The organism is Mesorhizobium sp. M4B.F.Ca.ET.017.02.2.1, assembly GCF_003998955.1.
GTDB lineage: Bacteria > Pseudomonadota > Alphaproteobacteria > Rhizobiales > Rhizobiaceae > Mesorhizobium > Mesorhizobium abyssinicae.
This window is the reverse complement of the sequence record NZ_RZOF01000281.1, coordinates 1-8351: the sequence shown is the minus strand read 5'-3', so window position 1 is coordinate 8351 and position 8351 is coordinate 1. Positions and strand designations below refer to the sequence as shown.

The following is an 8351-nucleotide window of genomic DNA, read 5'->3' as shown; positions in this document are numbered from 1 at the left end:
ATCAGCCCCTAAGGCCGAGGAGCAAGCACCGCGTGAGATCGCGGGGCAAGCGGCATATCGCGTCAGAGCTGACGCAGCACCAAACGCAGGATCAGCCGATCTTACCCGCCGATGTTTCGGTACCGGAGCCACGTCCCGCGGAAGCGCAACAGACCGATGCCGCCACGAAGGAAGAGCGGAAGGCTGCAGGACCAAGGGACGCCGACGCATCCGACCGGATCGATCAGGAAAAGTCTCCGCAGGAGAAGCGGCAGCGGCCCGAGCCTTCGGCCCCGGAGCCGTCAACAGAGATGGAAACTCAACCTGAAGCGCCGGCCGCGGCGCCGATTCCGACGCAAAGACCCGACAAGGCGGAACCGGAGGTCGAGCCGCCCGCCGTCGCGCCGAAGCCACCTGAAAAACCGGCTGAATCCGGCGACAACAAACCGCCGCCCGATCCTCGTTCGGCGATCCTTCCCGAGCAACAGATGCCAGAGGAGGAACTGGCCTGCCGCCGTCGGCTGACATCGATGGGCGTCGACTTCGAGGAACACAAGGCCGAGCAGGAACCCGAGATTGGCTGCTCGATCCCCTACCCGATCGTGCTGAAGACGCTGGGCAAATCCATGGCTATCAGCCCCGGCGCTGAATTGAACTGCGCGATGGCCGAGGCGGCGGCACGCTTCACCGCCGACATCATCCAGCCTGCCGTCGAGGCCAAGTTCGGCACGGAATTGAAGTCGATCGGCCAGGCTTCCGCCTTCGTCTGCCGGGCGCGCCACAACGGAGGCAAGATGTCGGAGCACGCTTTCGGCAACGCGCTCGACATTGCCAGCTTCACGCTGGCGGACGGCAGGAAAATCGAGGTCGGGCCGGCGCCGCCCGAACAGGACGCGCAATTCCTGGGCACGGTGCGCAAGGCCGCCTGCGGACCGTTCAAGACGGTGCTTGGCCCGGGCAGCGATGCCGACCATTCGCTGCACTTCCACCTCGACCTGGAGCCGCGCCGCCACGGCGGCACCTTCTGCCAGTGACCCCGCAATTCGTGACCGCCGCAATTCGGCCCCAGGCGTGAATGCGGGCGCTGATCTTTCCTTTACTCTTGCGGATTAACCTTATGCCATCGGCAGCATGACCCCTGCGGGATCAGCTCTGGGACGGGACGCCTATCAATGGCCGGAAGACTTGGCGCCGTGCTTGCCATGGCGCGACAGAACAATCGTGCGCGCTCCGCTGCCGCCAGGCTGGTGACGCTGCTTGCCATCGCGACCGTATCGGCCTGCAACACCGGCGACGTGTTCTCGCTGCAGCCTGCAGTCGATGTCGGCAACCAGACCGCCGCCGTCCCCGAGGCGCCCCAATATTCAGCGCCCCAATATCCAGTGCCCCAATATTCAACGCCACAGTATTCCGGCATGCAGCGCCTCGTTCCGTCCAACCCCTACGTGACCGCCGCCTATCCGCGCATGGACGAGCCGATGTCGCCGACCGAGCAGATGCCGGCCAGCGAGGTCGACTGCCGCAACGAGCTGAAGCGCCTCGGCGTCGCCTACACCGATGTCCAGCCGATCCATGAGGGCCAGTGCGGCATCGACTTTCCTGTCAGGGTTTCGGCCATCGGCAGCGTCCAGATGAAGCCCGCCGCGACGCTGACCTGCAACATGGCTGCCACCTTCGCAACCTGGACCAGGAACGAGCTGGTGCCTGCCGCTCGCTGGCGTTATTTCTCAGGCGTCAGGACCATCCACCAGGGGTCCAGCTATTCCTGCCGCAACATCGCCGGCGAAGGCGTCCTGTCCGAGCACGGCAAGGGCAACGCGCTCGACGTCATGAGCATCGAGCTCAACAACGGCGACGACATCGACGTGCGCAAGCCCGGCCTGTTCGCCTTCCGCACCCGCGGCTTCCTTAACAATGTGCGCGCCGACGGCTGCCAGTATTTCACCACGGTGCTCGGCCCCGGCTACAATTACGACCACCGCAACCATTTCCATTTCGACATCAAGAACCGCAGGAACGGCTACCGCGCCTGCCGCTGACGACGAGCGGTTCCCTTTGCCCAACCCATGCAACGGCGCATAAGGTGACGCATGCGTTTGGGAGTGGCCTCTCGTGAGTAAGCGAAGCCTTCGGCGGCGCGCGTCGACCTGGCTGGCGGCACTTTGCGCCGGATATCTGGGACTGGCCTACGTCGCCGCGCCGGAATTCTGGACCTGGCGCGAGCGCGGCTATCGCACGCAGCACTTCGAAATGGTGACGCATACGCCGCAAGGCATTCCGGGCGACCCGATCAATGTCGGCCTTGTCGGCACCGAAAAGGAGGTGGTGCACGCCTTCGCCGTCGCCGGCTGGGACACGGCCGACGCCGTCTCGCTGAGAACCGCCATCGACATCGGCGAAAGCGTGTTGTTTTCGCGTCCCTATCCCGATGCGCCGATGAGCAGGCTGCTGTTCGAGGGCCGCGCCCAGGACCTGGCCTTCGAAAAGCCGGTCGGCGACAGTGCCGACCAGCGCCACCATGTCCGCTTCTGGCAGACCAACACGGTCGGCGATGACGGTCGTCCGCTCTGGCTCGGTGCCGCGAGCTTCGACCGTGGCGTCGGCCTCAGCCACGACACCGGAGCGATAACCCATCACATCGCCCCCGACATCGACGCCGAGCGCGACTTCCTCGTCGGCGACCTCGCCAAGGCTGGCCTGCTTGCCTCGACCAGCGAAATGGCTGGCATCGGCGCGACGAAGACCGGACGCAACGGCGGCGGCGATCCGTACTTCACCGATGGCATGGCGGTGGTCGGGGTGTTGAAGACGCTGCCCTAGCGTATTTGCGCCAATCTTTGCCCAGCACCAGCACGCCGCCCCGAAAAACAATAGCCGCTGCTATTTTCGAATGCACTGCAGCAATGCTATTGACCCCTCATGCTATACGTTGAAATCGCCACCGTGGCCGTCCTCATCTGCGTGAACGGCCTTCTGGCAATGTCCGAGCTTGCCATCGTCTCGTCACGCCCCGCCCGCCTCAAGGCGATGATCGACCGCAACGTCAAGGGCGCCGGCCGCGCGCTGGCGCTCGGCTCCAATCCCGGCAAGTTCCTGTCGTCGGTGCAGATCGGCATCACCTTGGTCGGCGTTCTCTCCGGCGCCTTTTCGGGCGCCACGCTCGGCGAGCGCCTGGCCGCCTTCCTCGCCTCGAACGGCATCCGCGAGAACATTGCCGATCCGCTCGGCGTCGGCATCGTCGTCGCCATCATCACCTATGCCTCGCTGATTGTCGGCGAGCTGGTGCCGAAGCAGATCGCGCTGCGCGATCCCGAGCGCGTCGCCGTCCGGGCGGCGCCCGCGATGACCGTCCTCGCCACCATCTCGGCGCCGCTCGTCTTCCTGCTCGACATTTCCGGCCGCGCCGTCCTCTGGCTGCTCGGCCAGCGCGGCGAGAGCGAGGAGAAGGTCACCGACGAGGAGATCAAGATGCTGGTCGCCGAGGCCGAGCATCACGGCACCATCGAATCCGACGAGCGCCGCATGATCGCCGGCGTCATGCGGCTCGGCGACCGCGCCGTGCGCGCTGTGATGACGCCGCGCACCGAGGTCGACTGGATCAACCTGCAATCAGACGAGGCGACCATCAGGAAGCTGCTGATCGAGACCCAGCATTCGCGCCTGCCGGCCGGCGACGGCAATGTGGATGCCATGGTCGGCGTCGTCCAGACACGCGACGTCCTGGCCGCGATCCTCGGCGGCAAGGTGCTGGAGCCGCGCCACCATGTGCGCGCCGCGCCCATCGTCCACGATCAGGCCGATGCGCTGGACGTGCTGCAGAAGTTGAAGGAATCCGACGTGCCGATGGCGCTCGTCCATGACGAGTACGGCCACTTCGAGGGCATCGTCACGCCGGCCGACATACTGGAAGCCATCACCGGCGTCTTCCGCTCCGACCTCGACGCGGGCGAGGAGGAGAATGCCGTCAAGCGCGAGGACGGCTCCTGGCTGCTCGCCGGCTACATGCAGGCCGACGAGATGGCCGAAGTGCTCGGCATCGACCTGCCGGAGAACCGCGACTACGAGACCGTCGCCGGCTATGTGCTGTCGCACCTGCACCACCTGCCGGCGACCGGCGAATGCGTCGACGCGCAGGGCTGGCGCTTCGAGGTCGTCGACCTGGACGGCCGCCGCATCGACAAGCTGATCGCCACCCGCCTGCCGGATGGTCACCGCCAGATCGCGCGCTGACATCAGGCGGCGCTATGCCCCCTATGGCGCGAGACCTTCTCGCGGTTGCCGCAGGTGCGCATGCTGCACCAGCGGCGTTTGCCGCCGCGCGACGTATCGAGGAAAAGCCAGCCGCAGCGAGGACAGGAATGCAGCCTGTCCCGCGGCAAGCTGAAGAAGGCTTGGACCGACAGCAAAGCAAGGAACGCCGTGACGGCATCCGGGTCCCGCCACTGGCCAGGCCGCGGTCTGGTGTCGTGCAAGTCGACCGACCCGGTGGCCAGCGGGCTCGCCGCGCATGAGAACAGGACGCTGAGCGCCTCGGTCGCGGACGGTTTGCCCGCGGCGATCGGCTCAAAAATCTGAAAAGACGCTTCACGGACTTCGCGAACCCGTTCCACGAAGCGCCCATCTTCGATCTCGGAAACGGCCTGCGCCTGGTGATGGTCGGCAAGCCCTGAAGCCATCAACCAGTTGGCAACATCCTGGGTCGACTTGAACAGCTCATTGTCGGGCGCTGGCACGCGCCGGTCGAACACGGCGTTCGACAGGTCCAGGGCGGCATGCCCGCCTATGAAGTGCTCAGGCACCCATTCGGTGTAGGCCTGCGCCATGGAACATAACCCCATTAACCGCATTACACAGTTACGATGTAACCGCCATCATACAGATATACGGTTTCAAAGCCAGAGCGTCGCCAGCAGCACGGGAACCATGGGAGAAAGACGATGCGAAGCGATCTTTACAAGACACGCCACGAAACCATCCGTGCCGACGGCCTCGACATTTTCTACCGTCATGCCGGCGACCCGGACCGTCCGGCAATCCTGCTGCTGCACGGATATCCGACTTCCTCACATGTCTATCGCAACATCATCGAGCCACTGGCCGAGACAGCCTATGTGGTGGCGCCGGATATGCCCGGTTTCGGCTTCTCGTCCGCCCCTTCCACCGACGCCTATGACTACACGTTCGAGAACCTCGCCAACACGATCGAGGCATTCATTGAGGCCCTCGGTCTTGAGCGGTTCTTTCTCTACATCACCGACTTCGGCGCGCCCGTCGGTTATCATCTCGCGACACGACGGCCGGATCGTATCCTCGGCTTGGTCGTCCAGGACGGCAATGCCCATGAGGAGGGGCTGGGACCGGATTGGGACGCACCCAAGGTGTTCTTCGCCGAACCGACGGACGACAACCGCGCCAAGCTGCCGGACTGGATGAATTTCGAGGGCACCCGCAACCAGTATATCGGCGGTCTGCCCGAACGCCTGAAGGTCTTGTTTCCGCCCGAGAGTTGGCATCTCGACACCGAGCGCCTGGAGAGGCCCGGAAACACTGACATTCAGTTCGAACTCTTCACGGATTATGGCTCACACATCGCGCGCTTCCCCGCCATCCAGGCCTACTTGCGCAACCACCGGCCAGCTTGCCTTGCGCTGTGGGCCCGGCATGACGCCTTCTTCGCGGTGGATGAGATCATGGCCTACAATCGCGACCTCCACGCCATCGAAATCCATGTCTTTGAAAGCGGCCACATGCTGCTTGAGACGCACCATCGCCAATGCGCGGCGCTCATCGCTCACTTCATGCACGAGGTGGAGACCGGGATCTTTCGCGATTCCGAAAGGCGCTGACCGCGACGGTCAAACGGCTGCCTCGATCGGCTCGGCAAGCTTCGGGTTCGCGCGCGCGGCGATCAGGCAGCCGGCGACGATCAGGCATGCTCCCGCGAGCGTCGTCCATGTGACTGCCTCGTCGAAGAAGAACCAGCCAAACGCGATCGCCCAGATGAAGGCCGAGTATTCCGTTGGAATGAGATATTGCGCTTCGGCGCGGGCGTAGGACCAACTCATCAGGAATTGGCCGGCGAGCGACAGCGCGGTCACGCCGGCCAGGGGAAGCCAAAGATTGGCCGGCAGGGCGACGACGAGCCAGGGCGCGGCGAGGCCGAGGATGATTGCAACGGCGAGGCTCTGGAAGAACATGATCTCGATTGGCTTGGCCACCTGCGCCTGTTGCCGGGCGAGGATCAAATTGTAGCCGTAGAACACCGTCGATACGAGCACCGCCGCCGTGCCAAGCAGCGCATCGTGCGAATAGCTTGCCTGCCCGAACTGGCCGGATACGATGATCGCCACGCCGGCGATGCCGGCCATCGATGCCCAGATTGCCTCGCGCCGGACCCGCTCGCCCAGCAACAGCGCGGCGAGGAAGAGAGCGATCAGCGGCGCAACGAAGCTCAGCCCGACGGCCTCCGCGAGCGGCAGCCTGCCAAGCCCCCAGAAGAATGATATCAGGACGATGCCGACAACCACGGCCCGCAGCGCATGCAGCCTTAGCACCGCAATGGTTGGCAGCGAGCGCGATCCCGCCGACCAAGCTGCGCCCGCGACTGCTGTCGCGAGAAAGCTGCGCCACAGCACCGTATTGTAGACGCCCACGGCGATAACCAGCGTTTTCATCGCCGCATCCATCCCGGACAGCAGGAAGATCGCGAGCGCGCATACGAGCACCGGGACCAACGGGGAAACGGCGCCTGTCAGGCTGGATGTCTTCACGGCTGCACTCATCTGGCCGCGGATATCTCAGGGCAAACGGCAGGGCCAGATGGCAGTGCGCCCGACATTGCGGTCCAATCCGGATCAGCTGCAGCGCCGGGTTGCGACCGAAGAGCAGCGTCTCAGACTGAATGTCGACGCGCTCCTCGCTATCGGCCTTCGCCTTCCTCGCTTATCATTGACGCCCCAAAGGTGGGAAGCGCGGCGAAGGTCCCTATATCGGCAGCCATGGATGCATCGAGCGACCAAACGCTGAACGAAGAGCTTCTCTCGGCCACCCAGCGCCTGTCCTTCGATTATTTTCTCAAGGAGGCCAACCCGGCAAACGGACTGATCGCCGATCGCAACACGCCGGCGTCGCCCGCCAGCATCGCCGCCGTCGGGCTCGCTCTGTCGGCCTATCCCGTCGGCGTCGAGCGCGGGTTCATGACGCGCGACGCCGCCGTCGAACGGACGCTCGCCACGCTTCGTTTCTTCTGGAACGCGCCGCATGGACCGGAGCCCGACGCCACCGGCTATAAGGGCCTCTACTATCATTTCCTTGACATGCGGACCGGCCGCCGCGTCTGGAAATGCGAGCTGTCCACCGTCGACACGGCGCTTCTGCTTGCCGGCGTGCTGGCCGCCGGCGCCTATTTTGACGCCGACGACGAGGCCGAACTGGAAATCCGCCGGCTTGCCGATGCGCTCTACCGCCGTGCCGACTGGCGCTGGGCGCAGAACGGCGGCGCGACCGTCACCCACGGCTGGCTGCCCGAGAAGGGCTTCCTGCGCTACCGCTGGCAAGGCTATGACGAGGCGGTGATCCTCTATGTGCTGGGCCTCGGCTCGCCGACCCACCCGCTGCCGCGCGAGAGCTATGAAGCCTGGCTCTCCACCTACAAGTGGAAAAAGATCTATGGCCGGGAACTGGTCTATGCCGGCCCGCTCTTCATCCATCAGTTCTCGCATGTCTGGATCGATTTTCGCGGCATCCGCGACGCTTTCATGCGGGAGCACGGCAGCGACTATTTCGAGAACAGCCGCGCGGCGAGCTACCTGCAGCGCGATTATGCCATCCGCAATCCGAAGGGTTTCGTCGGCTATGACGAGAATTGCTGGGGCATCACCGCCAGCGACGGCCCGGGCCTGAAAAAACTCAACATGACGATCGGCGACCGACGCTTCTTCGGCTATCTGGCGCGCGGGGCGCCCTTCGGCCCCGATGACGGCACCTTGTCGCCATGGGCGGCGATCACCTCATTGCCGTTTGCGCCGGAGATCGTCCTGCCGGCGTTGCGCCATTTCCACGAGATCGACCTGCACGAGGGCAACCCTTACGGCTTCACCGCCAGCTTCAATCCGACAATCGCCGCCGCCGACGGCCGCGCCTGCGGCTGGGTATCGCCGGACCATGTCGGCATCAACCAGGGGCCGATCGCCCTGATGATCGAGAACTACCGGTCGGACTTCCTGTGGCAGCTGATGCGCCGTGTGCCGGCCATTACCACGGGCCTGCGACGCGCCGGCTTTTCGGGTGGCTGGCTGTAGGAACGGCCACCAGCGCCGCTGCCCGTCGCCACGATATTCAAGTCAAAGCTTATATTTATACTTATTATATAC

Annotated in this window: 8 protein-coding genes; 6 read left to right on the top strand and 2 right to left on the bottom strand. The window is 64.6% G+C overall.

Annotated features, from left to right (window positions below; all coding sequences use genetic code 11):
- The first annotated feature begins 290 nt into the window (after positions 1–290).
- The 4 genes from EN738_RS25980 to EN738_RS25965 all read left to right on the top strand — a co-directional run bounded on the left by EN738_RS25980 (position 291) and on the right by EN738_RS25965 (position 4209).
- Positions 291–1013: an extensin family protein gene (locus EN738_RS25980; protein WP_127286200.1), complete on the top strand. Its 723-nt coding sequence runs from the start codon at positions 291–293 to the stop codon at positions 1011–1013.
- A gap of 138 nt (positions 1014–1151) precedes the next feature.
- Complete coding sequence (locus EN738_RS25975; protein ID WP_127286199.1) at positions 1152–2018, top strand: extensin family protein; 867 nt, start codon at positions 1152–1154, stop codon at positions 2016–2018.
- 73 nt (positions 2019–2091) lie between these two features.
- Entirely contained in the window at positions 2092–2799 is a 708-nt protein-coding gene (locus tag EN738_RS25970) for an LssY C-terminal domain-containing protein (protein ID WP_127286198.1), read from the top strand.
- A gap of 99 nt (positions 2800–2898) precedes the next feature.
- Entirely contained in the window at positions 2899–4209 is a 1311-nt protein-coding gene (locus tag EN738_RS25965) for a hemolysin family protein (RefSeq protein ID WP_127286197.1), read from the top strand.
- A 2-nt stretch (positions 4210–4211) separates the two neighbouring features.
- Here EN738_RS25965 and EN738_RS25960 read toward each other — a convergent pair whose 3' ends face one another.
- On the bottom strand, positions 4212–4802 hold the full coding sequence (locus EN738_RS25960; protein WP_127286196.1) for a CGNR zinc finger domain-containing protein: 591 nt from the start codon (positions 4800–4802) through the stop codon (positions 4212–4214).
- Positions 4803–4916: 114 nt separating this feature from the next.
- Here EN738_RS25960 and EN738_RS25955 point away from each other — a divergent pair, with 114 nt between their 5' ends.
- Positions 4917–5825, top strand: coding sequence for an alpha/beta hydrolase (locus EN738_RS25955; protein WP_127286195.1), 909 nt, complete (start codon positions 4917–4919; stop codon positions 5823–5825).
- A 9-nt stretch (positions 5826–5834) separates the two neighbouring features.
- Here the strand turns inward: EN738_RS25955 and EN738_RS25950 are convergent, their stop codons facing one another.
- Positions 5835–6761 carry a DMT family transporter gene (locus EN738_RS25950; protein ID WP_127286194.1) on the bottom strand — a complete coding sequence of 309 codons (927 nt, stop codon included), beginning with the start codon at positions 6759–6761 and terminating at the stop codon, positions 5835–5837.
- Positions 6762–6977: 216 nt separating this feature from the next.
- Between EN738_RS25950 and EN738_RS25945 the strand changes: the two genes are divergently transcribed.
- Complete coding sequence (locus EN738_RS25945; protein WP_127286193.1) at positions 6978–8279, top strand: glucoamylase family protein; 1302 nt, start codon at positions 6978–6980, stop codon at positions 8277–8279.
- Positions 8280–8351: the final 72 nt, after the last annotated feature.

Bases quoted from the DNA above. Each gene is read 5' to 3' on its own strand.
- EN738_RS25980 (WP_127286200.1), top strand. From the start codon at position 291: ATGGAAACTCAACCTGAAGCGCCGGCCGCGGCGCCGATTCCGACGCAA.
- EN738_RS25975 (WP_127286199.1), top strand. From the start codon at position 1,152: ATGGCCGGAAGACTTGGCGCCGTGCTTGCCATGGCGCGACAGAACAAT.
- EN738_RS25965 (WP_127286197.1), top strand. From the start codon at position 2,899: ATGCTATACGTTGAAATCGCCACCGTGGCCGTCCTCATCTGCGTGAAC.
- EN738_RS25960 (WP_127286196.1), bottom strand. From the start codon at position 4,802: ATGGCGCAGGCCTACACCGAATGGGTGCCTGAGCACTTCATAGGCGGG.
- EN738_RS25955 (WP_127286195.1), top strand. From the start codon at position 4,917: ATGCGAAGCGATCTTTACAAGACACGCCACGAAACCATCCGTGCCGAC.
- EN738_RS25950 (WP_127286194.1), bottom strand. From the start codon at position 6,761: ATGAGTGCAGCCGTGAAGACATCCAGCCTGACAGGCGCCGTTTCCCCG.
- EN738_RS25945 (WP_127286193.1), top strand. From the start codon at position 6,978: ATGGATGCATCGAGCGACCAAACGCTGAACGAAGAGCTTCTCTCGGCC.